The 23,760-nt window shown below is 54.2% G+C and carries 21 protein-coding genes and 1 pseudogene; 13 read left to right on the forward strand and 9 right to left on the reverse strand.

All coding sequences use genetic code 11. The features are described from left to right. The first annotated feature begins 24 nt into the window (after window positions 1–24). Both IDM49_RS10265 and IDM49_RS10270 read left to right on the forward strand, forming a co-directional pair. Window positions 25–1,557 (forward strand): ABC transporter permease, encoded by a 1,533-nt coding sequence (locus tag IDM49_RS10265; RefSeq protein ID WP_190724435.1) that lies wholly within the window; start codon window positions 25–27, stop codon window positions 1,555–1,557. Then, the gene (locus IDM49_RS10270) at window positions 1,557–2,717 is read left to right on the forward strand and encodes an ABC transporter permease (protein ID WP_190724436.1); all 1,161 of its coding nucleotides are present in this window, start codon (window positions 1,557–1,559) and stop codon (window positions 2,715–2,717) included. The genes IDM49_RS10265 and IDM49_RS10270 overlap by 1 nt, the downstream gene beginning before the upstream one ends. Window positions 2,718–2,798: 81 nt before the next feature. On the opposite strand, the gene IDM49_RS10275 is transcribed toward IDM49_RS10270, so the two are convergent. Further along, window positions 2,799–3,419 carry a hypothetical protein gene (locus IDM49_RS10275; protein WP_190724437.1) on the reverse strand — a complete coding sequence of 207 codons (621 nt, stop codon included), beginning with the start codon at window positions 3,417–3,419 and terminating at the stop codon, window positions 2,799–2,801. Between the two features lie 94 nt (window positions 3,420–3,513). Here IDM49_RS10275 and IDM49_RS10280 point away from each other — a divergent pair, with 94 nt between their 5' ends. The 5 genes and pseudogenes from IDM49_RS10280 (at window position 3,514) to IDM49_RS10300 (ending at window position 9,090) form a co-directional block, all read left to right on the forward strand. Then, window positions 3,514–5,286 carry an ABC transporter ATP-binding protein gene (locus IDM49_RS10280; RefSeq protein WP_168614141.1) on the forward strand — a complete coding sequence of 591 codons (1,773 nt, stop codon included), beginning with the start codon at window positions 3,514–3,516 and terminating at the stop codon, window positions 5,284–5,286. Window positions 5,287–5,583: 297 nt separating this feature from the next. Further along, window positions 5,584–6,354 carry an ABC transporter ATP-binding protein gene (locus tag IDM49_RS10285; protein WP_228008088.1) on the forward strand — a complete coding sequence of 257 codons (771 nt, stop codon included), beginning with the start codon at window positions 5,584–5,586 and terminating at the stop codon, window positions 6,352–6,354. Between the two features lie 17 nt (window positions 6,355–6,371). Beyond that, window positions 6,372–7,115: an ABC transporter permease gene (locus IDM49_RS10290; RefSeq protein ID WP_190724438.1), complete on the forward strand. Its 744-nt coding sequence runs from the start codon at window positions 6,372–6,374 to the stop codon at window positions 7,113–7,115. Beyond that, window positions 7,116–7,895: an ABC transporter permease gene (locus IDM49_RS10295; protein ID WP_190724439.1), complete on the forward strand. Its 780-nt coding sequence runs from the start codon at window positions 7,116–7,118 to the stop codon at window positions 7,893–7,895. It abuts the gene before it with no gap. A gap of 110 nt (window positions 7,896–8,005) precedes the next feature. Further along, window positions 8,006–9,090 (forward strand): annotated as a pseudogene (locus tag IDM49_RS10300) (glutathione S-transferase family protein). Window positions 9,091–9,246: 156 nt separating this feature from the next. Here the strand turns inward: IDM49_RS10300 and IDM49_RS10305 are convergent. Together IDM49_RS10305 and IDM49_RS10310 are read right to left on the reverse strand one after the other, a co-directional pair. Beyond that, on the reverse strand, window positions 9,247–10,206 hold the full coding sequence (locus IDM49_RS10305; RefSeq protein WP_190724440.1) for a phosphoglycerate dehydrogenase: 960 nt from the start codon (window positions 10,204–10,206) through the stop codon (window positions 9,247–9,249). A gap of 121 nt (window positions 10,207–10,327) precedes the next feature. Continuing rightward, window positions 10,328–10,984 carry a TetR/AcrR family transcriptional regulator gene (locus IDM49_RS10310; RefSeq protein WP_190724441.1) on the reverse strand — a complete coding sequence of 219 codons (657 nt, stop codon included), beginning with the start codon at window positions 10,982–10,984 and terminating at the stop codon, window positions 10,328–10,330. Window positions 10,985–11,113: 129 nt separating this feature from the next. Between IDM49_RS10310 and cls the strand changes: the two genes are divergently transcribed. The 5 genes from cls (at window position 11,114) to IDM49_RS10335 (ending at window position 15,493) form a co-directional block, all read left to right on the forward strand. Continuing rightward, window positions 11,114–12,601, forward strand: a complete 1,488-nt coding sequence (gene cls, locus IDM49_RS10315; RefSeq protein WP_190724442.1) for a cardiolipin synthase — start codon at window positions 11,114–11,116, stop codon at window positions 12,599–12,601. Between the two features lie 88 nt (window positions 12,602–12,689). Beyond that, window positions 12,690–12,998 carry a gamma-glutamylcyclotransferase family protein gene (locus IDM49_RS10320; protein WP_168614134.1) on the forward strand — a complete coding sequence of 103 codons (309 nt, stop codon included), beginning with the start codon at window positions 12,690–12,692 and terminating at the stop codon, window positions 12,996–12,998. A gap of 112 nt (window positions 12,999–13,110) precedes the next feature. Further along, window positions 13,111–13,533: a GNAT family N-acetyltransferase gene (locus tag IDM49_RS10325; RefSeq protein WP_168614133.1), complete on the forward strand. Its 423-nt coding sequence runs from the start codon at window positions 13,111–13,113 to the stop codon at window positions 13,531–13,533. A gap of 141 nt (window positions 13,534–13,674) precedes the next feature. Further along, window positions 13,675–14,226, forward strand: coding sequence for a hypothetical protein (locus IDM49_RS10330; protein ID WP_190724443.1), 552 nt, complete (start codon window positions 13,675–13,677; stop codon window positions 14,224–14,226). Window positions 14,227–14,275: 49 nt separating this feature from the next. Then, entirely contained in the window at window positions 14,276–15,493 is a 1,218-nt protein-coding gene (locus tag IDM49_RS10335; protein WP_190724444.1) for a glutathionylspermidine synthase family protein, read from the forward strand. A gap of 20 nt (window positions 15,494–15,513) precedes the next feature. Here the strand turns inward: IDM49_RS10335 and IDM49_RS10340 are convergent, their stop codons facing one another. Continuing rightward, entirely contained in the window at window positions 15,514–16,890 is a 1,377-nt protein-coding gene (locus tag IDM49_RS10340; protein ID WP_190724445.1) for a carboxylesterase family protein, read from the reverse strand. Window positions 16,891–17,084: 194 nt separating this feature from the next. On the opposite strand from IDM49_RS10340, the gene IDM49_RS10345 reads away from it, so the two are divergent. Next, window positions 17,085–17,630 carry a VOC family protein gene (locus IDM49_RS10345; protein WP_190724446.1) on the forward strand — a complete coding sequence of 182 codons (546 nt, stop codon included), beginning with the start codon at window positions 17,085–17,087 and terminating at the stop codon, window positions 17,628–17,630. A 260-nt stretch (window positions 17,631–17,890) separates the two neighbouring features. Here IDM49_RS10345 and IDM49_RS10350 read toward each other — a convergent pair whose 3' ends face one another. The 5 genes from IDM49_RS10350 to IDM49_RS10370 form a co-directional block, all read right to left on the reverse strand. Further along, entirely contained in the window at window positions 17,891–19,510 is a 1,620-nt protein-coding gene (locus tag IDM49_RS10350) for a glycerophosphodiester phosphodiesterase (protein ID WP_190724447.1), read from the reverse strand. Between the two features lie 437 nt (window positions 19,511–19,947). Continuing rightward, window positions 19,948–20,685: an amino acid ABC transporter ATP-binding protein gene (locus IDM49_RS10355; protein WP_168614127.1), complete on the reverse strand. Its 738-nt coding sequence runs from the start codon at window positions 20,683–20,685 to the stop codon at window positions 19,948–19,950. After that, on the reverse strand, window positions 20,678–21,355 hold the full coding sequence (locus IDM49_RS10360; RefSeq protein ID WP_168614126.1) for an amino acid ABC transporter permease: 678 nt from the start codon (window positions 21,353–21,355) through the stop codon (window positions 20,678–20,680). The genes IDM49_RS10355 and IDM49_RS10360 overlap by 8 nt, the downstream gene beginning before the upstream one ends. Window positions 21,356–21,604: 249 nt before the next feature. Beyond that, window positions 21,605–22,426: a transporter substrate-binding domain-containing protein gene (locus tag IDM49_RS10365; RefSeq protein ID WP_168614125.1), complete on the reverse strand. Its 822-nt coding sequence runs from the start codon at window positions 22,424–22,426 to the stop codon at window positions 21,605–21,607. Between the two features lie 53 nt (window positions 22,427–22,479). After that, window positions 22,480–23,613, reverse strand: coding sequence for a trans-sulfuration enzyme family protein (locus tag IDM49_RS10370; RefSeq protein ID WP_190724448.1), 1,134 nt, complete (start codon window positions 23,611–23,613; stop codon window positions 22,480–22,482). Window positions 23,614–23,760: the final 147 nt, after the last annotated feature.

Genomic DNA, 23,760 nt, shown 5'->3' on the forward strand with positions numbered 1-23,760 from the left:
ATTACAACCCTTACGGATTCCACCATGTTCATGTACGTAGCGAGGAGACTGCTCACGGCAGTGTTCATCCTCTTTGGTGCATCATTTTTGATCTACCTTCTGACAGCCGCGTCGGGCGACCCCCTCGCGGAACTCCGCACCCTACAAAGTGCAAATAAAGAAGCCTTAATCCAGCAGCGCATTGATGCTTTGAATCTTGATACCCCCGCTCCCCTGCGCTACTTTATGTGGCTCGGCGGCGTGCTGGGATGCTTCACGGGCAAGTGCGACTTTGGCTCAAACCTTGCAGGCACTCCCGTCACCCAGTTGCTGTCAAACGCTATCTACCAGACCCTGATTCTGGTAGTTGCGGCAACCATTCTGTCGATTCTGATTGGTGTGAGCCTCGGTATCATCTCAGCTCTTCGCCAGTACTCAGGCTTGGACTACACCGTAACCTTTGCAAGCTTCCTCTTCTTCTCACTGCCTTCCTTCTGGATTGCGGTCCTACTCAAGGAATTCTTGGCAATCGGCTTCAACGACTTCTTGAAGAACCCGCAGGTCACCATCCCAACAACGCTGTTGATTTCACTGGTGGCTGGCCTTTTCTGGTACGCAGCCTCCTACGGCAAGCAGAAGACCCGCATCCTGCTAGCTGTTTTCGGTTTTGTGCTCACCGCAGGTCTGATTATCTTCGTCTCAGCTACCGAGTGGCTGCTCAATCCGTTCTTGGGTATTCCCTTCATGCTGGTTCTCGGCGTTCTTGCAGCGGTTGTCTTCACCATTTTGGTGTCCGGTCTTCGTAACCGCCGCGCACTCATTGCAGGTTTGGCAATGGTAGTAGTTGGTTTGATCGTCTACTTCCCCATTCAGAACCTTCTCGACCAGGCAACCTTCTTGATGATCGTCATCATCTCCGTTGTCTTCATCGTTCTCGGTATCATTGCAGGTCTGCTCGCAGGCGGCTACGACAAGGGGCAGGGCGCACGCGTTGGTGCACTCACCGGCTTCGTCATGGCACTGCTGATCTTCGCAGACCGCTTCATGCAGTCATGGGGTGACTACATCACCAACCCCCGTATTAAGGGCCGTCCGATCCCAACCGCAAACGCATCCACCCCTAACCTCAACGGGGACTTCTGGATCAGCGGTTTGGACACCTTCACCCACATCCTTCTGCCCACCATTGCTCTGACCTTGATTTCGCTGGCTAGCTACTCACGCTACTCACGCGCGTCCATGCTCGAAATCATGAACCAGGACTACATTCGCACCGCACGCGCAAAGGGTGTTTCAGAACGCGCAGTCGTCATGAAGCACGCCTTCCGCAACGCTTTGATTCCGCTGGCAACCATCATCGCGATGGACTTCGGCGCAATCATCGGTGGTGCAGCAATTACCGAACGTATCTTCTCCTTCAAGGGCATGGGTTCACTCTTCCTGGACTCACTAGCGCACACAGACCCCAACCCCGTGATGGGCGTCTTCCTCGTCACCGGTATTATGGCGCTGGTCTTCAACCTCATTGCAGACCTGCTCTACTCCATCCTTGATCCGCGCGTTAGGGTGAAAGCATAATGAGCACCAACGAAAACAAGACCTCGGGTAGCACCAAAGCGCCCACCACAGAAACCACCGCTCTGCGCTCCGTCGAAACCAACGTTGATAACCGTAACCAGGAATCAGCGGGTAAAACTCAGGGCCAGATTGTTCGTAAGCGCTTTGTGCAGAACACCGGTGCAATTATCTCGCTGGCAATTATTGTCTTCATCTTCTTGCTGGCAATGACCGCTATGGGCGTGGGCCCCATTCCCGGCTGGTGGAAGTACGACCACACCGAAATGCAGCAAATGGTCAACGGCGGCGCGCCTTCTGGTGAACACTGGTTCGGTCAGGACGCAACCGGTCGCGACCTCTTTGCAATGACCATGCGCGGTGTGCAAAACACCTTCTTAGTGGTTATCCTCATCAGCGGTATCGCAGGCTTCCTCGGTGTTCTCTTCGGTGGTCTGGCGGGTTACTTCCGCGGCTGGGTAGAGACCATCATCATGCGCTTTACCGACATCATCATCATTATTCCTCTGATGCTGCTCACCGCTGTGCTCGGTAAGATCGCCGGTAACTACTTCCACGGCACCTGGAGCATCATTGCTCTCGGTGTGGTTGTTGGTTTGCTCTTCTGGAGCTCACTGGCTCGTCTGGTTCGTGCAGAGTTCTTGACCCTGCGTGAACGTGAGTTCGTGGACGCTGCCCGCCTGGCTGGCGCGTCAGATATGCGCATCATTTTCAAGCACATTCTGCCTAACGCTATCGGCGTTGTGACCGTGAACGTCTCGCTCATGATGTCATCAGCAATTCTGACCGAGACCGCGCTGAGCTACCTCGGCTTCGGTGTGAAGGCACCCGACTGGTCACTGGGTTCTTTAATCTCAGCTAACCAGACTGCATTCTCTACCCGCCCCTGGCTCTTCTGGTTCCCGGGTCTGTTCATCCTTGTCTTGTCACTGTGCGTGAACTTCGTCGGTGACGGTCTGCGCGACGCATTCGACCCCCGCCAGAAGAAGTTCAACCCGCGTAAGGCTAAGGAGCGCACCGCCCACTCAGCTGAAAACGGTCTGAGCATCGAGGGTCTTGCAGTAGCAGCCCCCGGTGAGGCAACCGTCAAACGCGGCAAGGTCGTTGAAGACGGCGAAGACGGCCAGGCTCCCTGGGCTGACAACACCGTCACCAAGCGCTAAAGAACAAGCGGTGGACGCCCGCCCCGCTACACACAGGAGCAAGCGTCCACCGCCTCTTGAAAACTTTATAGAGATAACGAACTAGAGAAATACACTCACCGCAGCGGCAAGTGCTAAAAGCGCAAAGATGACGCCGCCTTTGACATCGAAGGTTGATTCTTCAATCCCGGGGAAGGTGCTCAGAGCTTCATCCTCAACGATTTCTTGCCAGTAGCCGCGAGCCACCATGGCAGCACTACCGGAGAATCCCGTGGGGAGATCAGAAGTACGAACCGAGCCATGACCGCCGTAAGTGATAGATGGCAGATTGGTAATTTCTTCCTCGCGAGTATGTAACCCAGCACGCATACCGGTAGAAGGCACAGCAAATGCTTGATACTTCTTACGAGCGGTCACCAAGGTCAAGTTGAATTTGGTCGAGACATCAATCAGGTTGGGGTAACCCACGCGGTGAGAAACAAAAGGGTTCTTGATGCAGAGTTCATCGCGGTCAACCTCAAACGAAGGATAGCCCAGCAGATACCACACTCCGTAGGCTAAAAAGAACCACGGCCAGCACTTAGCAACCAGCCCATACACACCGTAAACGTACAAAGTTGCCGCAACCAAAACGACAGCAATAACAACAGCAACAACGGTGTAGAAGACAGCGGTCTTAGGGCGAAAACGCACCGGCGGGTTCTGAAGATACTGGGATTTCATAGTTCTAAATTCTCTCAAAGATTCAAGCGCAAACAACCAACATACGAGCAACGCTCCCAAGAATTGATACACAAATAAGAGTGGGGATACCCAAGTGACTACTCAAACAGCTAGCGTACGAGCAGACCGTGCAGAAGCAGCACAGCCCGTCCTCGAAGTACGCAACCTCAGCGTCGACTTTGGCGTCGACCGCAAATGGGTGCCGGCAGCAACCAATCTGAACTACACCGTCCACGCCGGTGAAGTTCTGGCAATCGTGGGTGAATCTGGCTCAGGTAAGTCGGTTTCATCCATGGGTATGATCGGCCTTCTGCCCAAGAACGCCCGCGTCTCAGGCTCCGTTAAGCTCAACGGACGCGAGCTCATTGGCTTGAGCAACTCAGCGCTTCTTGGCGTTCGTGGCGATGACATTGCAGTCATCTTCCAGGAACCCATGACCGCGATGAACCCGGTAATGACTGTGGGCGATCAGATTGTGGAGACCCTGCGTCTGCACAAGGACATCTCGCCTGCGCAGGGTAAAGAAGAAGCCATCAAGATGCTGGAACTGGTTGAAATGCCGGATCCCATCAAGGCATTCAACTCATACCCGCACCAGATGTCAGGTGGTCAGCGCCAGCGCGCCATGATTGCGCAGTCGCTCTCAACCGACCCCAAGCTGCTGATTGCTGATGAGCCCACCACCGCGCTCGACGTGACCGTTCAGGCTGAAATCCTTGAACTCATGCGTAACCTGCAGAAGAAGCTCAACTCAGCAATTATTCTCATCACCCACGACATGGGTGTTGTTGCTGACCTCGCAGACCGCGTTGCTGTGATGCGCCGCGGTGAAATTGTTGAAACCGGCGACGCTGAGCATATCTTCAACAACCCGCAGCACGACTACACCAAGGCGCTGCTCGGTTCAGTGCTCAACCTGGGTGGCGGCGAGATCGACGTCAACGCGGCTATCGACGATGCAGCCGAGGGCCAGCGTCCTCCGACAGCTATTATCAACCAGGTCATGCCCCCGCGCGAGTTTGACGGCGACGTTATTCTCTCGCTGAAGGACGTGGCGCTGGAATACCCCAAGCAGGGACGCGTTGGCCCCTTCCGCGCGGTCACCGGCGCAAACCTTGAAATCCGCGCCGGCGAGGTGCTCGGTCTGGTGGGCGAATCCGGCTCCGGTAAGTCAACCATTGGTCGCGCGACCGTTGGCTTCTTGGATGTTGCCGAAGGCGAGTTGAACGTGTGCGGTTACGACATGCGCAAGCCCAACCGCAAGACCCTGGCGGCTGTCCGCAAGGACGTCGGTATGGTGTTCCAGGACCCGTCGTCCTCGCTGAACCCGCGTCTGCCTATCGGTGAGTCCATTGGTGAGCCTATGTTCCTCGCGGGTGAGGCTAAGGGTGCTGAGCTGCAGCGTCGCATCGAGGGCCTGTTGGACCGTGTTGAGCTGCCCCGCTCTTACCGCAACCGCTATCCGCACGAGCTTTCCGGTGGTCAGAAGCAGCGCGTGGGTATTGCACGTGCGCTCTCGCTCAAGCCCAAGCTACTGATTGCCGATGAGCCCACCTCAGCGTTGGACGTCTCCGTTCAGGCTCGCGTGCTCGAGCTCTTCCAGGAACTTCAGGAAGAAATGGGCTTCGCCTGCCTCTTCGTGACTCACGACTTGGCGGTTATCGATGCCCTGGCAGACCGCATCGCCGTGATGCGCCGCGGTGAAATTGTCGAGCAGGGTACGCGTGAACAGATTCTGCGCCACCCCAAGCAGGCATACACCCAGCGTTTGCTGGCTGCGGTTCCGCTGCCCGATCCCAAGGCTCAGGCAGAACGACGCGAGCTACGCGCCAAGTTGCTGGACGAAACCGGTCACGTGGTTTCCTAAGCCCTTTTCTCCCGCGAGGGGTCACTTCACGTTCAAAAATTACGCTTTTTTGAACGATAAGTGACCCCTCTCGGCATTTAAGAGTATGATTCAGATAACATCTTTGTTTTTCTAAGGAATGCCACATGTCAACAACTGTTCGCGCGCACGGGATGCTGAAGGTAACCGCCTAACCCGTCTTAAAACAGTTGATACCTCCTGCCCGTAAATACCGGACTCGTAGGGTTTATTTGTTGTGCCTTCGGCTCCCCTTTCATCACGCATCCTCTGAATTTCTCATGCTTGAAAGGCATAACGTTGGCTTTCCAACCTATTTTTAGCGCGCACAATCTGGTGCGCGATCTGGGCCCGAAGAATTTTCGCGCGGTCAATCACGTCTCTTTTGAAATCAACGCTGGGCAGATTCTCTGCTTTCTCGGGCCAAATGGTGCCGGTAAAACCACCACTATTAACATGTGCTCCACTCTGTTAGCGCCGACGTCCGGCGATATACAGGTAGCCGGTGTGGACGCGGTTGCGCAGCCCCGCGCGGCACGTCAGCACATTGGACTGGTCCTCGGTGGCGATCGAGGTTTCTACTCGCGTGCCACAGCTCGGGATAACCTACTCTTCTTCGCAGATGTCTTGGGCGTCCCCCGTAAGCTCCGCAAGGAACGTGTTGAAGATGCGCTAGAGGCTGTGGCTCTCACCGACCGCGCCGATTCTAAGGTTCAAGATTTTTCGCGCGGTATGAAGCAGCGACTGCACATCGCGCGCGGACTACTCAACGACCCCGCCCTGCTTTTTCTGGACGAGCCGACCAACGGGCTTGATCCAGAACTGGCTCTTGAGGTGCGCAAACTCGTGAAGTCGCTAGCGCAGCGTGGCACGGGCATCCTACTCACCACGCACTATCTGGCAGAAGCTCAGGCACTTGCCGATGACCTTTTGATTATCAATGAGGGCAAGACAGCTTTCCACGGAACGCTACAGGATCTACGGGCGCACAGCTCACTTGCCGACCATGCCACCTTAGAGGACGCCTACTTTGCGCTTCTGGGCATTGAAACTGAGCAGGAGGGCGAGTAGTAGTGAGGGTTCTTCGTATGCTCGCCTTTCACACACGCTTATTCGCGGGCAATAGTTATTTTGTACAGTTGATGATTACATCGACGGTGACGATTTTACTGATGCAGTATGTGGCGTCGTTTGCATCGCACTCCCCCTCATCGGCCAGTAGCGCCTGGTTGCGCGCTGGACTAGTGGGTACGTGGACGGTCTGCACGGTTGCCGCGGGCCTCATTGGTTTTCAACGGTTTCAGGGCACACTGGTGCACTTGGTATTTACTCCAACGCGTGCCGGTTCTACCCTGCTTCCGCTCGTAGGTTCGGCGTCAGCTTTTGGTCTGTTTGCTTTTCCGCTTGCCGGTCTACTCGCGTGGATTCTGCGGTTACACCCGCAGGTTAGCTGGCAGCTGGTGCCCGCGGTATTCGTTTTCTGGCTCGCATGTTTGAGTATTTCGTGTGCAGTGGCGGCTTTGTTTGTGCTGACGCCCTACGCCATGACGTACGAGGGGTTGCTAGTTGCTCCCTTGATTCTGGTCAGTGGCATTTTCGGTATTCCAGCCTCCATTGAGCACTGGGCAGTGCCGGTGAGCTATCTGCTACCGACGTCCAGCGCAGTGCGTGCCGTGTTGAACGCGGGGTCAACAAGTACGACGGAATCTAGCTTCTGGGGCGCCATTGCTGTCTCGGTAGCGGTGAGCTTAGCGTGGTTTGCTCTCAGCACCGTTCTGCTCAAACGCGCCCTGATCAAGGCACATCGCGACGCGTCATTGGAGGTGATGTAAGTGAGTACCTCACGCTACGCAGTTGCGGCGCGGCTTGCTGCAACGCAAACCTTCATCAACGTGCCCACCACTCTCACCACGCTGGTGGCGCTACCTCTGACAGAGTTACTGATGCTGGTAGCTGTGGCATCCGCGATGAACTCGCCTCAGCTAGTCATGACCGCCTACTGCGGTGCGCTAGTAGCTGCTGCAACCGGGGTGATGGCACAGAGTATTGCCTTGGTAACCTACGACCGCAATATTGGTGTGTTGCACGATGTATTGCTCACCCGCTTTTTCAACCCTGTGTTCTGGTTTTCGAAGCTGGCTGTTCCTTGTCTCAACGCAGCGCTGATGGGGTGCGTGATGATCGGCGGTATCTGGTTATTCGCACCGGATTCTTCAGCGAAAATAGCGGGAACAGCACTTGCACTACTCCCCTGTTTTATTCTGGCGGGTACGCTATTGGGGTTTGCCTGTGCGACACTTTCGGTTGCCCTCAATGACCCTTACCTGATCTCCAACGTGGTGGCAGCTGCACTACCGCTCACGGCCGGGGTGCTCGCGCCTGTTTCTGCCTACCCTGCGTGGCTGGCCGTACTGGTGCAGTGGTTACCTCTCACCCACGGGATAGTAGTTTTCCGTGAGGTCGCAGCCGGGAACGGGTTATCCGACGCGGTGCTTCTGCATGCCCTCGCCGAGCTGGCAATCTGCTGCACCTGGGCACTTGCGGGGGTACTCGCGTCCTCACGTATTCTGGCGCTGATTCGTAGCGGACGACGTACCGAAGAAATCTGGTAGTTATCCGCTGTAGATAGTTGAAGGTCGCATAACATTCGACATCAAGTAATTTTCGGATGTTTGTGCGGCCTTCAACCCCGTAAAATAAAGAACAATACTTTACTTCGAAAATATATTGGGAGTATAGTAACACGCATGACTACTCCACCCTCGGCTCTTACGTTCACGCGGGCGAAGAATACAGCCGCGACACCAACTATATCGAAGACCGCATCGTGGCAGACCCTGCCGCGCACACAGCGGATAACAACCACGAGTTCTGGCGGGTTGAAGCCGGCAAATACCGCTTGGTTGCCGCACGCGCCTGCCCCTGGGCAAACCGCACCCTGATTGTGCGTCGTCTGCTTGGCCTTGAGGACGCTATTTCCATTGGACTCCCCGGCCCCACCCACGACGCACGTTCCTGGACGTTCGACCTCGATAAAGACGGCAAGGACCCCGTGCTCGGCATCGAGCGCCTGCAGGAAGCCTACTTTAAGCGTTTTCCCGACTATCCGCGCGGCATCACCGTACCCGCGATTGTCGATATCAAATCTGGCGCAGTCATTACCAACAACTTCCCGCAAATCACCGAAGACTTCTCGAAGGAATGGAAAGAATTCCACCGTGAGGGTGCACCCAACCTCTGGCCTGAGGAACTGGAAGACGAGATGAACCAGGTCATGAAGCGCGTTTACACCGAGATTAATAACGGCGTTTACCGCTGCGGTTTCGCGGGCTCACAAGAAGCATACGATGCGGCGTTTGAACGCCTATGGACTACACTTGACTGGGTTGAAGAACGCCTGGCCACCCGCCGCTACCTCATGGGCGACCACATCACCGAGGCTGACATTCGCCTCTTTACCACCCTGGTTCGCTTTGACGCGGTCTACTACGGCCACTTCAAGTGCGGACGCAGACCATCGCATCCATGCCCAATCTGTGGGGGTACGCACGCGACCTCTTCCAGACTCCCGGCTTTGGTGACACCGTAGACTTCCAGCAAATCAAGGAACACTACTACATCGTTCACGAGGACATTAATCCCACCGGCATTGTTCCTGTAGGCCCTGACCTTTTGGGATGGCTGAGCGAGCACGGACGCGAAAAGCTGGGCGGCTCGCCCTTTGACGCGGATGCCGGTGCCACCGCACCCGGCGAGGTTCGCGCGTCCGAACGTGTGCAGGCCGGACATAACCCGATGTATGCGTAAGCTTTAGCTTTTGACCGCGAGAGGAGCTAGGGAAGAATTTTCCGAGCGAGCGAGGAAATAAAAATTCTTTCCTAGATAGAACGTGAGAGGGGAGGGATGTACCGTTTTTAGCTAAAAACGGTACATCCCTCCCCTCTCACGGCTCTAAGACGGCGCTTACATCTTGTTACGCCAGTTCGGCTCCTTACCCGCTTCAAGGTCGCGTACAGCCTGCAGGTTCTGCGCGATGAGCTCCTCGGGGTTGACCGGACGTCCGCCAGCTGAGTGAGGAGTAATCACAATGTTCTTGGTACCCCACAGCGGTGAGTCCTCAGGCAACGGCTCTTCAACGACAACGTCCAGTGCCGCACCCGCGATCTCACCGGAATTGAGCGATGCCATCAGAGCATCTTCATCAACAGTGGTGCCACGTCCAACGTTGATGACGTAGCTACGCTTGGGCAGCTTAGCCAATTTGTCGGCATCCAGCGCATTCTTGGTGGAATCGCTGGTGGGCAGAATCATGACCAAAACATCAGTCCTCTCAAGCTGAGCATCAATATCTTCGGTAGCAATCACGGGGTAACCGTGACGCTCACCCGCGGTAGTTGCCACACCGGTGACGTTCGCACCAAACGCCTTGAACAGGTCAGCCGTTTCTTTACCAATAGAACCGAAGCCCCAAATGGTGACGTTAGCGTTCAGCAGGGTGGTGACCTGATCTTCAGGATAAAGCTCCTGCGCACCACCTAGTTCTGATGCCCAGTGCTTGCGTTCCTGGTGATCCGCCAGGGTCGGCAGAAAACGGATGAAGTTGAGCGTCAGCGCCAGCGTATGCTCAGCAACGGTCTTAGAGTGCAAGCCACTACCTGAGGTAATGACAGCTTCATCGCGGAAGCCCGCAGCTCGCGCCTGATCAGGGCCAGCCAACAGCGCCTGCACCAGCTTGACATCCTTCAGGTTGGCAGCCGCGTCCTTGAGCTGATCATTGGTGTTAGCCCAGGCAATCATGACGTCCGCATCGTAGTCGGCAGAATCAATAGGCTTCTTGGGGTCGTAGCTGACAGTAGTGTCTTCGCTGGTCAGACCCAGCTTTGATTCATCGAGCTTTACGGAGGTGGGTACAAGAATCTTCATTGGAACTTCTCCTTCACGGTTTGAGGTCTCTCACAAAAATACCGCACTTTCTAAGCCTACTGGCTAAAAAGTGCGGTAGATACGTTTATTGCGCTCTTTGAATTTCAGCGGTGTACCAGCGCTAGTCTTCGCGAAGCAGCATACGGAACATCGCCACAGTATCTGAGATGTACCGGTCAATGTTCTCAAGATCTACAGCGCCCTTGTGCAGCTCAAGGTGACGCACTGCTGCAGAAGCAATGAGAACGGACGCGCGCACACGCGAGAAAGTATCAGCATCAGGTTCAACACCCTCCCCCAGCAAAGGGAACTCGCCCTTACGGCCGTTCGCGGCGAACGTTTTCCAGTCAATCGTCAGCAAAAAATCGGTAAGAATCTGCTCACCGGAGATTTGAATCCATTTGATGCGATTGCGAAGCTCCGGGTACTGTTCCACCTTTTTTTTGATGCGCGGCAGGGCGTCCTCACCAAAACTTGCCACCAGGATATCGAGTAGCAAATGGGTGATGCGTTCAAAGACATAGACATCGTGACGGCCGGCATCGGCCTCAAGCATTTCAGGAGCTAAACGAGGCTTGCGTAAGCCCAGTACGGCGTCCTCTTTCGTGGCAAAATAGTTGAAGAAGGTACGCGGCGACACCCCGGCACTCACCGCGATTTCTTCGGTGGTAGTGCCTTTTAGACCGCGTTCTTGCACGAGTTGCTGGGCAGACTCGTGAATTGCTTTCCAGGTGCGATCTTTTCTGCGTTCGCGTAGCGATACCTCACTTTTTTGCATAACTGCAATTTTATGTCTCTTTTGAGTTTTGAAATACCCCAAACCGGCTTTAACCGCGGTTGTGTTCACCACAAGAACCTTCGACACAAAAAGAAACCAGCCAGCCCACACACGATACACTTATAAACGATGAACCAGCTAACCTATCCCTTCATTAACATCCCAGACTTACTCCCCTGGGCATCTGTTGTTGCAGTCATTATCGATATCGTCATCCGCATTATCGCTATCTGCTGGTTACCGTACAACCGCAAACCCAACGTGGCACTCGGTTGGCTCATGGCAATCTTCTTCCTGCCCTACATAGGGTTTATTGCCTTCTTGATTTTCGGATCATCACACCTGCCCCGCTACCGTCGCGCTCGTCAGCGCGTCATGAACGAACTCATGCGCGAGGCAGTCCCCACCAACGATCCGATCCTGGGCAACAACCACCGCATCTCAGACGAGGTGCGCGTAGCCGCAAACCTGAACTACAAACTCGGCGCGCTTCCCATGGTCAGCGGCAACAGTTTTACTCTGCACCCTGATAACCACCAGGCAATGATTGACCTAGCGGCAGAAGTCGATAAGGCACAGCACTATGTGCACGTAGAGTTCTACATCGCCGCTTACGACAAAGCCACCTCGCCCCTGTGGGACGCCCTTGTGCGCGCCCACCAGCGCGGCGTCACCGTTCGTGTCCTCGTTGACCATATCGGCTCGCGCAAATATGCAGGCTTCAAAAAGCTCAAGCGCATTTTGAAGCAGGACGAGATGGACTGGCACCTCATGCTACCCGTCAAACCCTTCAAAGGTAAATGGCAGCGTCCTGATCTTCGCAACCACCGCAAAATCGTCATCATTGACGGCGAACAAGCATTCGCCGGCTCGCAGAACGCTATTCACCGCTCCTACGAAACCCGACGCAACAAACGAAAAGGTCTTGAATGGCTGGACCTCTCGTTCACTGCCCGCGGCCCCATCGTCGAAGAACTCAACGCAGTCTTCATCTCAGACTGGTACTCAGAAACCAAAGAACTCCTTCTCGAAGAAATTAAACCTACCCTCGAAGAAGTTCACGGCGGTGCGCTAGCCCAGGTAGTACCATCAGGCCCCGGTTACGAAACCGAAAATAACCTGCGCCTGATCAACTACCTCATCTACAATGCCGAAAAACGCATCCTTATTTGCTCGCCCTACTTCGTCCCTGAAGAAACACTTCTGCAAGCGCTCACCAACGCCGCTCTCTCTAACATTCGGGTGGACCTCATCGTGACGGAAAAGGGCGACCAGTTCCTCGCCAACATGGGACAACGCTCCTATTACGAGCAACTTCTGCGCACCGGCGTCAAGATTCATGCCTACCCCGGCCCCACCGTCCTGCACTCCAAGTTCATGCTTATTGACGATGACATCGCTTTCATCGGCTCATCAAACATGGACCCGCGCTCATTCTCGCTCAACATGGAAATCTCAACTTTCGTCGTCAACCGAGAGGTCGTCCACGAAATTGAAAGCATCGTTGAAGACTACGACAAACTCACCAAAGAAATTCGCTACAGCGAATGGGTAGAACGCCCGCTACGCGTAAAAATGGTAGAGAACGTCTGCAGACTCTGGTCATCGCTCCTGTAAGACTTTTCTCGCGGGATTCTAAGTATAAAAATCCTCCGTGCTCGTTCTCGTTTTCAGGACGCGAGCGCAGAGGCTTGTAAGCAGTGGCTTGACAGCTAAGCGTTGGGGCGGCAGCTTTCCCTATCTTTTGCCCGCCCAGGATGCGAGCGCCCGCATCCTCGGCACCCTAGTTTTTGTGGATGCGACCGCTTGGGCGCAGGTTTCGGCTGCCCTTGACGAACTTGAAGACACTGACCCGGCGCATCCTGAGCATGACGACAATTTGTATAACAGGGTCCTTCACGAAGTAGAGACCACGGACGGCACCACACACACCGCCTGGGTGTATATTCCACCGGCCAAAAACCACGCGTCATTGCGTAAACAGTACGCAGTGATTGGCGGGGAATGGCGTTAGACCCCACCAATCACCGCACTTTCCGTGGATTTGCGCTGTAAAAACACCAAAATTACAGCGCGAATCCACGGAAAGTAAGGTCAGCCCGATTCAGGTGCTGTAGATTTCACTCATGAAGTATGTTGAAACCAAAGAACTAGACGCCGAGCAACTGCTCAACCTCTACACCGCCGTAGGGTGGGGCGCATACAGCAATAATCCTGAAGATCTAGTACCCATGGTAAGAAACTGCTGGTATGTGTACGCTGCCTTCGATGAGGATGCTCTTGTTGGGCTAGCGCGCGTGGTTGGCGACGGTTTTAGTGTTGCCTATATTCAAGACCTCTTGGTTCTACCTGACTATCAACGGCAGGGCATCGGTCGCGAGCTAATGAATCGCGTCCTCACCCGTATTTCTGAGGCTAAAATTCGCCAAACTTATCTGACGACAGACTCTGCAGCTGCTAATCAGCACGTCATTGATTTCTACCTCTCATTAGGTTTTAAAAACGTTGATGGCTATGAGTGCACCACGCTGGCACAATTCACGTTCTAGGAGCTAAGCACTTTCCGTGGATTTGCGCTGTAAAAACGACCAAATTCCAGCGCAAATCCACAGAAAGTGAGGTTCCTCGTTACTGGCCGACCCTCTTCGATAAGATAGTGAGGTCACGCTCACTCACCGATTGGCTTTTCTATGTCACTTCACCGCCCTCGCCACCCGTTCATCATCGCGGTGACCACTGCCGCAGCCGCGGGCGTCCTCGCTGCGGCCGGCTACGGCGTCACGCACGCACCCGTGCGCGCTACACAGCCACGTCCGAACCGAACCAACCGCGAAGTTTCACGCCAGTACGCGCAGGTTTGCTACGACGAAGCCACCAATGAGCGTGTTGATGACTCCTACTGTAAGAACATAGACGACGGTGAATCCGGCGGCGGCGGACATTCCAGCGGTGGGCACGGCTGGTACTGGGTTAGCAACTCCTCATCCTCAGCAAATCGTGTTCCCGGCATGGGGCAAAAAGTAGCTGGTGGTCAGACGACGCGTCCCACCAACGGCCATATTTACAAGGGTATTTCACGGCAGGGTGGCACCTTCGCGCAGTCGTTCCGCGACGCGAAAAGTAGCAGCAGCGCAGGTAAAGCATCCGGTGACAGCAAATACGGCGGAAAGTCAAGCAAGAGCTCGAGCCGCGGTGGCTTTGGTAGCGGCGCGCGTACAGGTGGCGGATCAAAGGGCGGGTAATAGAGACCTCAACCGCTAGTTTTACCCGTTCACAACTTCAGAGGATTCCATGCAACGCAAAACCTTCCCCGCCCCTCGCCCAGATTGGGAAAACACCATCAAGTCTGAGGGCCTCGTTTTCTCGCAGGATTTTGACGGCGATGACCACTACTGGAACGAATTTGCCGCCTACACTTTCACCCGCGGTGAGACGATGTGGTTGCAAGACCGCATCGAAGAAGCCCACGCCATGTGCTTGGAAGCTATCGATCACATCATCAACGGCCCGCTCCTATTCCGTTTAGGGTTGCCCGATCACGCTATCCGCTTGGCGTTAGATTCTTGGCGACGACGCGAGCCCGACTTTTACGGCCGCTTTGATTTCATCTACAACAGTGACGATGATTCTCTCAAGTTGCTGGAATACAACGCAGATACCCCCACCGGCATGGTGGAGGGCGCTATCTCGCAGTCCACCTGGTTTACCGACAAGAACATGCACTTGCAGGGCTTTGAAGAGTGGAACGAGCTAGGCACCGGTTTTGCGTCACGCTGGCGCGAACTACGTGACTATACCGAGCATCATGTGCTGCATCTTGCCTGCGTCAATGACGAGATCAACCCCACCGGCGAAGACAAAGCCAACCTTGAGGTAGTGGCACACGCCGCGAAGATGGCGGGCTGGGAAACCCACATTATCGATATTGATCAGCTATTTTGGGACGCGAAAAACCGCATCTGGCACGATGCTGCTGGGCGGCGCGTCCGCAATCTCTTTAAGCTCTACCCGTGGGAAGATATGGTCTCTGACGAGTACGGCAAGGTGCTTGCCAACGGCGGTTATGAGGCGATGGATAACTGGTTTGAGCCAGCGTGGAAGATGTTCCTCTCTAACAAGATTCTGCTGGTGGCGCTGTGGGAGCTGTTCCCGCATCATCCGCTACTTGTGCCTGCTTACCTTGATTCCCCGCGCGAGATGCGCGACTGGGTAAAGAAACCCCTGTTTGGGCGCGAGGGTGACGGCATCGTGATTAACGCGCCGAGTTTTGACGTGCACGTTGAACACACGGACGGCTACATCACCGAAACGGCAACAGAAGAGGAGTACATCTACCAGGCGTACGTTCAGGCACCGAACTACCTGAGTGATGAGAACGAACCTAACCACCCGCTACTTGGTGCGTGGGTGGTGGACGCTGAATCCGTCGCTTTTGCTATGCGCGAGGCAGACGGGTACATCACCGACTATTACAGCCGTTTTGTGCCGTGCATGATTGAGCGTTATTAGGTTCGCCCCTAGCAATAATGTTAGATAAAGCTGATAATTCCTTCTTCACGCTGTGTTGACACGTCGAGTCCTCGGGCAAAATCAGCCCAAATATTACGCAGCAGCACCCCTGCACGGTGAACCTCTTGGGCGGTAGCGCCATCGATAATCGGCAGGTTTTCAATGCCGGGTTCTTCAAAAAGCAGTGGCACGTCGATGCCGTGAACCGCTCCAAGTTCCCCTGACCCGTGCCAGCTCAGCTCGTACCGAGTCACCGGTGCGCCCGCCTCCTGCTGGTTACGAGTGAACTCCTCGATCCCCGCGGCGTAGACCGAACGCGTCGTTGATTCAATCAGTTTTTCTTGGATGCGTGACCCCGTCTTGCCCAGCGGCTGTAGAGCATCGGCGATGCCGAGAGTCTGGGTAAAGAACCCCGTCTCGTACTGTGTGTGCCCTACCATGAGCGCTACGTGGGATTTCTTTTGCCACGCAATAGGGAGCATGGCGGCGGGTGGAACGGGTTCGGCACCGTGTTGCACACCGAATGCCATACCCGTTTTTACCCCGTACCCGAGCACCGATTTCAGAATCTTTTTCTCGAGGGCCAGAATGTCAGAAATCGGGGTGTCTTGGTTCAGGTCGGCGCCAAGTTTAAGCATTTTGGCTGTCATTGACTCGCGTCCTAGCACGATACCAGCAGGTGGGCTCTGCAAGATTGCACGGTCAAACAATGACTCAGGCAGGGATAGGAGGTGCTGGATAGCATCCGCGCCGGCGGACTGGCCAAAGACCGTGATGTTCTCAGGGTTACCGCCAAAAGCTGCGATATTACGACGCACCCAGCGCAAAGCTTCTGCCTGATCTAGAAGACCGCGGTTGGCGGGGTGACCCTCAATATTGAGATATCCCAGGATGCCCAGGCGGTAGGTCACGTTCACCACTACCACGTTCTGTTCGGTGACCAGGGCAGTCGGATTTGTACCGTGCATATCGCCTGCACCGCAAATGTTTGAACCGCCGTGAATCCACACCATTACCGGCAGGTCATCGCCCTCAGCCGCATCCTCGGGCGCTGTAATCGAAAGGTTCTGGCAATCCTCGCTAAAGCCCAGTTCTTCGACGCGGGCGTGAAACATGTTCTCAATGGCGGGGCTGGGATTTTGCGGGCATGCCGGGGCAGGACGCGTCGCCACTAGGACATCGTCCCAGCGATCAAGCGGGTGAGGAGCTTCAAATCGTTCCGCCCGAGCATACGGGATTCCGGTAAAACGTGCGGTCCCACGCTCATAGAAACCTTGAACATCACCCGCTGGCGGATGCGCAAAAGGGGCAGAGCGAATCATTGTCTGAGCAGCTGCTGGGACAGTCTTACCCTTCGATAGCGATTGCTGACCGATTTCATGTTCAAAACGACTCACAAGAAACCCCTTCGTTTGTTTACTCACTTTTAGCCTTACATATACCCATATCGCACGGCTAGTGGCAGGAGCACATTTTACGGCGAAGAAACACCGCGTTCCCGATAAACAGTGCACTGTAATACCTTCGCAATGACCTTCCGCATTTTAAAAGCAGGCTGATTACCTTCGTGCCAGAGGAGTATGTTTAAACCATGACTAACAAGAAGAATCTCGCACTGCCCCGAGCTGTACAACATATCGGAGTGACGGTTTCCGATTTAGAAGCTGCAACCACATTTCTTGTAGAAGGTCTGGGTGCCAAGATAGCGTACGACGGACTCTCACCGGATGATGAGCCACGTCAGGGGCCGGAGGTAGAACGTCAGCTAGGACTACCCCAGGGAGCTGCAATCCACCGTCAGCGATTCTTTGTTATCGGCAATGGACCCGGCTTAGAAGTTTTTGAAATTTCAGGAAAGCAAAGAGAAGCCGCAGGACTCGCTGACTTTGGTCTCAACCATGTTTCTTTTTACTGCGACGACATCAACGAATCTCTTGAACGCTTGGTCGCCGCAGGCGGCACAGCACTGTCAGAAGTACACGGAAATAGCCGATACGAAGACTCAGAGGGCAACGGCAGCGTCTATGTAAAAGCTCCTTGGGGAATGCTTATCGAACTTCAAACGATTCCTGAGGGGCATTATTACCCATCAGATTCTGAAGCAGAGGTATGGATGCCCACTCCTCGTGCTGATTAAGGAAAAATTCGCCAAGATACCGGACAGTAACAAAAAGACATAAAGCCTACACTGAAAAATACCTGAAAAGAATTTAGTAAATGTGGGTGACTATCTGCATATTTACTGAGAAGATAAAAACGTCCTCAAAAGACAAGCAGTGAACATAGCGCAAGGCAACTCACCGATGAGAAACCGCGGGAACGACCAGACCCGTCACGCTATAACAAAGCGGGGAGCACGATAAACCGTGCTCCCCCGCTTTGCTTTATACAAGCGTCCTACAGGCGGTACGCAGTCACATTGCTGAGCGCCAGACCGCCACCGGTTGAGTTGTCATGGTAACGACCAAAGTGCATGTAGGGGCCACGGTACGCGGTATCTGCAATAGCCTCTGAACGCGCACCGGCAACATCAATAGTGATTGAGTCAGGACGAACGATAATCTTGCCGTTGATATCCTTATTCGGCGCAAAACCCTGCTTGGGGTAAAGAGTCTTCACCGGCACAGGATTATTCGTTCCATTATCGATACGAAGCAGCTGAATCATGTCGCCGTTGACGTACTTGCCGTTCTCATCCATAGCATCAGCCTTAGGACGAATCGCCAAAACATAGCAACCATTGTTGTTCGTAACAGCGTGCTTACCACCCAAGCCGAACGGCGCATCGGTCTGGCGACCGAAAGCAATGTAGCCGTACTGCCAGTTAGTGGTCGGCAACAGATCTTCCCACTTCATCGTGAAGTACAGAACATACGAAGGGTAAGACTGCGCCAACGGAGTCAAAGGACCAAGCATGATGGACTCATCGTAGGTCTGACGGTGAATCAGCGCACCGTTTTCCCACACCGGCATATTCGCAACATCCTGCTGGCCAGCCGGAAGCATACCGTGCTGACGACGCGCGGTGGTCAGCTTCAAATCTGCCGCCATGCTACCGCCGGAGAGCCAGTAAGGATCCGGCGACATGAAGCCGCGAACGCCCAAGGATGCGAAGTGCTCCATTGCGCTGCGACGGTGAATTTCCCACATAATAACGGGCTTACCCATCGCTACAACCTGTCGCACCTTGTAATCAGACATTGATGCGTAGTTGCGATCCAGAACAGTCTCAAAGTAGGGCAGACCAATCAGGTCAACATTAGCTGACTGAGCCATAGCGTTAATCGAGGTGGCAGCATCGCCAGCGTCGAAGTAGCACCAGGTCAAGAAACCAGCGTCCTTGGCGTACTTTGCAAAACCTGCGTTGGGATCAAAGCCACCGGCACCGTTGCGGTACATCTTAATGACGGTCTGACCAACCAGGCCACGGCGGGTCATAACATCCAGAATCTTCAGCTGAGCCGCAGAATCCTTAGCTTCCAAGAAGAAGATGGTGTTAGGGCCAGATGAGCCGTAAGTACCGCCTGCAGGAGTTGCCGCAATCAGATCTAGAGCTTCGTCAAGAGTCACGATATTCTGCAGCGGAGTGCCAGAACCCAGGAACGGGCGCATATCAATCATGGCGCGCTTTACATCAGCCAAAGTAGTGCTGCTGACGTAGCCGCTCTTCTGAGTGGTGGTGCGTGAAAGTGCGTTATCGTGCATACACACGAGCTCGCCATCCACAGTGGAGCTCACTGAGATTTCTATAGCCTGCGCACCCTTAAGGATTGCCTGCTGGTAAGCGTAAGCGGTGTGCTCAGGATTAACATCGCCAGCACCGCGATGTGCAATAACAAACTGCTGCTGCGAGATGAATCGCTGAGCAAGAGTCTGTGTGCTGGGATCAGGTACAGGAGTCGGCGGAGTAATTGTGCCTGATTCTTCAGCCGCATAAGCCGGTGATGCGGCAAGTACGCCGGCACCTGCACCGACAGCGATCAAAGCAGTTCGACGGTTTAGACGGAAGTCGCCCATAAAATTTGTTATCCCCTTGTAGATAAAAATGGGCGTGATTTACGCGTAACACGGTGTGTGCGATACAGTCTTGCTCTTCCCCGCAGTTCAGGTTTCCCCTACCCGAACTGGTGCAAGACCATCTACCACGCTACGGGTTTTTGGCTATTTATAAGCAGTCTGAGCGTCCGACATACAGCCCCAGGCTGTACCCATATTGGTTGAAGAAAAAAGTATTTTGCAGATAATAAGCACCGTGACTAGGCAAAACGGACAACACTAAATTGTGGTTTTTAGCCAACCTTGAGAGATAACCTTAAACATAGATTCCAGTTACTGGACTGTTAATCAAGTGAACTATAAAAAGTTCAGGTGCCCGTAAATAAAAGGACAACAAAAGAGCGGGTAAGGCGCCAACGCCTTGCCCGCTCCTCATTTATTGATCTACTCAAGCAGCCTTAAACGGTTTCGAAGATATTTAAGAACCTGCGAATACGTTCATTCGTTGACGAGAAAAAGCCTTCTGGTCTGCCGTTATACAGCACATGCCCGCCCTCAAGAAAGACGATGCGGTCGGCTACCTTCTGCGCAAACGCCATATTGTGGGTAACCACAACCAACGAACGCTTTTCACGCGCCAAATCAATCAGAACACCGATTACTTCAGCCTCAAGCTCCGGATCAAGCGCGCTCGTTGGCTCATCAAACAGCAAGTAATCGGGTGAGACCGCAAGCGCGCGAGCAATAGCCACACGCTGCTGCTGACCACCCGAAAGATTATCGGGGTACGAATCCTTCTTCGCACCCAAACCCACCTTATCCAGCAAGTCAGACGCCAGCTTGTTCGCGTCCTTCTTATTCATCTTGCCGTTAAGAACCGGCGCCAACGCCACGTTCTGCAAAGCAGTGTAATGCGGGAAAAGATTAAAGCTCTGAAACACCATAGCCGAGTGCTTGCGGATAGTGCGCACCTGCTCATCGGTGAGCTTACCGCCGAACTCCACAAGATCGCCCTCAATAAACAAAGTGCCGGACTGCGGAGTCTCCAACAAGTTCAAGCAACGCAGCAACGTAGACTTACCCGAACCCGACGGGCCCAAAATAACAGTGGTCTCGCCACTCTCAAGGTCCAGCGAGATGTTATCGAGCACCGTGGTGGCCTCAAAGCTCTTTGTAAGATCCTCAAGCTTAAGCATTCGCACTCCTTACATAGCGGCTGCTGCGCTTCTCAAGATAACGCTGACCCCACGAAAGAATCGTGACAATAATCAGGTACAGGAAAGCGACCTCAAGGTACATCGCCAGCGGCTCGTAGGTACGAGCAGCCACCTGGCGTCCTGACTGGAAAAGATCAACCAGCGAAATCGTTGAAACCAACGCAGTGCCCTTCACCAAGTCAATCAAATCATTACCCAGCGGCGGCAAAGCAATACGCACAGCCTGCGGAATAACCACCTTGGTCAGCGTCTGCATCTTAGTGAAATTGAGGGTGCGAGCAGCCTCAAACTGGCCACGCGGAATAGACGCCACAGACGCGCGGAAAGTCTCAGCAACGTACGCGCCAGTATTGAGGCTCAAGGTGATAATGGCGGCCGTCCACGTATCAAGGGTAATGCCCAGACGCGGCAGGCCGTAGAAAATCAAAAAGAGCTGTACCAGCAGAGGCGTTCCGCGGAAAACCCACACATAAAAACGTGAAATCCAGTTCAACGGGTTCACATTCGAGCGGGTGCGCATCACGGTTGCCAAAATACCAATCAGCAGTGAAAGCACGAACGCAATCAGAGTCAGCGGCAAAGTCACCTTCACCATTGCCTCAAGCAACTGAGGCAGCGACTCTATCCAGAGTTCAATGTAGCGGTTCATCAATAACCTTTAAAAATATTGGGGGTGTAGATGGTGCCTGCAATCAACAAAACTTACACAGAGCAGGCCTGACGAAGACAGTTTCAACGCCTTCTATCGGCGTCCGTTGAACGGTAGATACATCTGTCGTCCGCTGCTGGCTCGGGGCTGGCGTGAATCGCTTCCGAGCGCCCCGCGCGAGTGAAGCGAGAGGGACAGCGGACGACGATGTATCTGCCGGACAGAACACTACTCTTGAGATGGTGTTAGTTATGCCTTCGGGCTCAAATCAGCGTTGACGTACTTCTCGTAGATCTTCTTGAAGTCGCCGTTGTCCAGGTGCTTGGTGATAGAATCATCCACTGCTTTCTTAAGGTCAGTTGCACCCTTAGGCATAAGGATCGCAGCCTCTGAACCTTCGCCCAAAGTGCCATCAAGCAAGCGGAGCTTAGCTTCGGGGTGCTCCTGGATGTACGCCTGGAAGGTCACGAAGTCATTGCCGGTAAGGTCTGCGCGACCCGAGAGAACCTGCTCAATTGCCTCATCAAAACCGGTGACGGGAATGATGGTCGCGCCCTTTTCTTCAACCAGGGTGCGGAAGTTTGAGGTCTCTGACTGCGCTGCGGTCTTACCTGAAATGTCGTCAATCTTCTTCAACGATGAGTTGTCGAGCACGCCCACGCGTCCCTCTGAAATTGCGTAAGGAACTGAGAAGTCGTACTTCTGCTTGCGCTCATCGGTAGCCGAAACGTTGTTGATCACAAGATCGTAGCGGTCAGCATCAACGCCACCAATCAGTGAGTCCCACTGAGTTTCAATGTACTCCGCTTCAACGCCGAGATCCTGAGCGATAAGGTCGCCGATTTCCTTCTCGAAACCGACAAGCTTACCTGACTCGTCGTGGTAGCCGAAGGGCTTAAAGGTGCCTTCCATACCGATGCGGATTTTGCCGGCATCCTTAATTGCCTGCAACTTATCTGCAGCGTTGGTGCTCCCTGAGCCGTTGTCTGACGAGCATGCCGCGAGAAAAGCGCCAACTGCGCCCAAACCAACAAGCTGAAGAGCTGCTTTACGTGTTACTGCCGGTGCCATGTGTGTTTACCTTTCGTTGGCGGGGTTATTTTTAAACTCTAGTGGACGCGGGTTTACGCGGCGTCGAGCGCGGTGCGCAAGTCGCCCAGAAGATCGTCGATGTCTTCGATACCGACCGCTACGCGAAGCAGGTTGGGGGCAACGTGCGAGTCTTTGAGGTGCTCAGGTGCGTAGGCGCCCTGCGTCATGGTTGCAGGCAGGCAGATCAGTGATTCGATGCCGCCCAGTGATACCGCGAATTCAAAGATTTGAAGGGTGTCGAGGAAGGCCTTGACGTCCTTACCTTCTGTGAGGGTGAAGGAGAACAGTGCGCCGATGCCCTTTGCCTGGCGTGACTGGATTTCAGCCTCATTCTCGTTGGCTGAGCCCGCGTAGAAAATTTCGTCAACGGCGGGGTGCTCGCGCATCATCTCAATAATCTTGAGAGCGTTTTCCTGCTGGCGTTCCATGCGGATTGCCAAGGTCTTGACGTTCTGCATCAGGCGGTATGAATCCATCGGAGGCAAGATGCCGCCGGAAATCAGCTGTGCTTTGAAGACCTGCTCGTCGATTTCTGCATCGTTGGTGGTGACAACACCACCCAGCAAGTCACCGTGACCAGCTAGGTACTTGGTGGCTGACTGTACAACGACGTCCGCGCCGAGTTCTAGCGGGAGCTGCAGGTAGGGCGTCATGAAGGTGTTATCGACAACCACGATTGCGCCGTTGCGGTGGGCAATCTCAGCGATGCGCGCAATGTCAGCAACACGCAGGGTGGGGTTGGTGGGAGTCTCGAGAAAGACCATCTTGACGGTCTCATCGAAGTCATCATCGCTCAGGGTTGCAAAGTCGTGGATAAAGCGTGATTCGACGCCGCGCTTGGGTAGCTCGATGGTTGCAAAGCGGTAGTTACCGCCGTATACAGGCATTCCCATGAGCATGGTCTCGCCGGTCTTGAGCATACCCATAACCGCTGCGGTTGCACCCATGCCGGATGCGAAAACACGCGCATGCTTGGCACCCTCAATTTTTGCCATGGTGGTTTCCACATTGGCGCGGGTGGGGTTGCCGCCGCGCTGGTATTCAAAGGGGCCCTCTTCGAAAGTGGTGGGCTGACCGAAAGTGGATGCGAGGTAAATCGGCGGGACGATTGCCTCATTCTCGATGTTCTCAATGGCGTGAATAGCGCGAGTAGTAAAACCTGACATGTGAAACTTCTTTCGTGGTTGTTCGGGGACGCTTCGCGTACTTCTGTGATTGGGTTAGTTTATGCCCGTCAAAAGTGGTTACCGTAATTAATATGAAGCTTTATGACTTAAAAGCTTTTGGTACGCTTTTCTTGTGAGCCAGCCTAC

Source organism: Rothia terrae, assembly GCF_014705925.2.
GTDB classification, from domain to species: Bacteria; Actinomycetota; Actinomycetes; order Actinomycetales; family Micrococcaceae; genus Rothia; species Rothia terrae.

Excerpts from the sequence above, each read along its gene's own strand:
- IDM49_RS10265 (WP_190724435.1), top strand. The coding sequence starts at position 25 with ATGTTCATGTACGTAGCGAGGAGACTGCTCACGGCAGTGTTCATCCTC.
- IDM49_RS10270 (WP_190724436.1), top strand. The coding sequence starts at position 1,557 with ATGAGCACCAACGAAAACAAGACCTCGGGTAGCACCAAAGCGCCCACC.
- IDM49_RS10275 (WP_190724437.1), bottom strand. The coding sequence starts at position 3,419 with ATGAAATCCCAGTATCTTCAGAACCCGCCGGTGCGTTTTCGCCCTAAG.
- IDM49_RS10290 (WP_190724438.1), top strand. The coding sequence starts at position 6,372 with ATGCTCGCCTTTCACACACGCTTATTCGCGGGCAATAGTTATTTTGTA.
- IDM49_RS10305 (WP_190724440.1), bottom strand. The coding sequence starts at position 10,206 with ATGAAGATTCTTGTACCCACCTCCGTAAAGCTCGATGAATCAAAGCTG.
- IDM49_RS10310 (WP_190724441.1), bottom strand. The coding sequence starts at position 10,984 with ATGCAAAAAAGTGAGGTATCGCTACGCGAACGCAGAAAAGATCGCACC.
- cls (WP_190724442.1), top strand. The coding sequence starts at position 11,114 with ATGAACCAGCTAACCTATCCCTTCATTAACATCCCAGACTTACTCCCC.
- IDM49_RS10325 (WP_168614133.1), top strand. The coding sequence starts at position 13,111 with ATGAAGTATGTTGAAACCAAAGAACTAGACGCCGAGCAACTGCTCAAC.
- IDM49_RS10330 (WP_190724443.1), top strand. The coding sequence starts at position 13,675 with ATGTCACTTCACCGCCCTCGCCACCCGTTCATCATCGCGGTGACCACT.
- IDM49_RS10335 (WP_190724444.1), top strand. The coding sequence starts at position 14,276 with ATGCAACGCAAAACCTTCCCCGCCCCTCGCCCAGATTGGGAAAACACC.
- IDM49_RS10345 (WP_190724446.1), top strand. The coding sequence starts at position 17,085 with ATGACTAACAAGAAGAATCTCGCACTGCCCCGAGCTGTACAACATATC.
- IDM49_RS10350 (WP_190724447.1), bottom strand. The coding sequence starts at position 19,510 with ATGGGCGACTTCCGTCTAAACCGTCGAACTGCTTTGATCGCTGTCGGT.
- IDM49_RS10355 (WP_168614127.1), bottom strand. The coding sequence starts at position 20,685 with ATGCTTAAGCTTGAGGATCTTACAAAGAGCTTTGAGGCCACCACGGTG.
- IDM49_RS10360 (WP_168614126.1), bottom strand. The coding sequence starts at position 21,355 with ATGAACCGCTACATTGAACTCTGGATAGAGTCGCTGCCTCAGTTGCTT.
- IDM49_RS10365 (WP_168614125.1), bottom strand. The coding sequence starts at position 22,426 with ATGGCACCGGCAGTAACACGTAAAGCAGCTCTTCAGCTTGTTGGTTTG.
- IDM49_RS10370 (WP_190724448.1), bottom strand. The coding sequence starts at position 23,613 with ATGTCAGGTTTTACTACTCGCGCTATTCACGCCATTGAGAACATCGAG.